Source organism: Psychrobacter sp. 1U2, assembly GCF_051847575.1.
In genome coordinates this window covers 1-595 of sequence record NZ_JBPYDC010001467.1, presented here as the reverse complement: position 1 = coordinate 595, position 595 = coordinate 1, and the positions used below count along the sequence as shown (strand labels likewise).

Annotated in this window: 1 protein-coding gene; it reads right to left on the bottom strand. The window is 39.7% G+C overall.

Annotation, left to right across the window (positions count from 1 at the left end; translation table 11 throughout):
- Nucleotides 1-66: 66 nt before the first annotated feature.
- Nucleotides 67-447, bottom strand: a complete 381-nt coding sequence (gene hpf, locus ACS8FD_RS22670) for a ribosome hibernation-promoting factor, HPF/YfiA family (protein ID WP_299218401.1) — start codon at nucleotides 445-447, stop codon at nucleotides 67-69.
- Between the last annotated feature and the right edge of the window lie 148 nt (nucleotides 448-595).

Sequence of the window (595 nt, the reverse complement as noted above, 5' to 3'; positions counted from 1 at the left end):
TTGGTTTTTTATTGTATTTATTGTGACTTTATTGCTTGATTTTCTTATTAACTATCTCATGATACATCAAGTCGCTGGAGCAACTTCAACTCCTGATACCTCTTCATAGCGACCATCACGTCCTGCACCGCGGACTTTTTTGCGTTCTTGACGAGTTTTATACTTGCGTACTTGTCTATCAAGCTTGTCTGCCATCTCATTAATGGCTTTATACATATCATCTTCACACGCTTGGACGAACATTTCTTGACCTGAGACTCGCATGATCGCTTCGGCTTTATGACTCTTTTTGCCGCCGTCGTTTGCACCGCTATTATCTAGCGATAGTATCACTTGAATACTTTGAATCTGGTCAAAGTGACGCTCTACTTTTTCAAGCTTCTCACGTACAGCTGTGTTCATTGCATCGGTTACGCTGATATGGTGACCACTGATAGAAACGTTCATATGCTGATCCTTATATTTATTACTCATAGTCAACAGATGGTTTGGCACACTGGCCTGTACCACCTTGCCTTATCAATAACAGTAGTAGAGTCATCATATATTCATTCTGTGGTAAATCCTCTAACAACCACTTATTTATAATATAGAG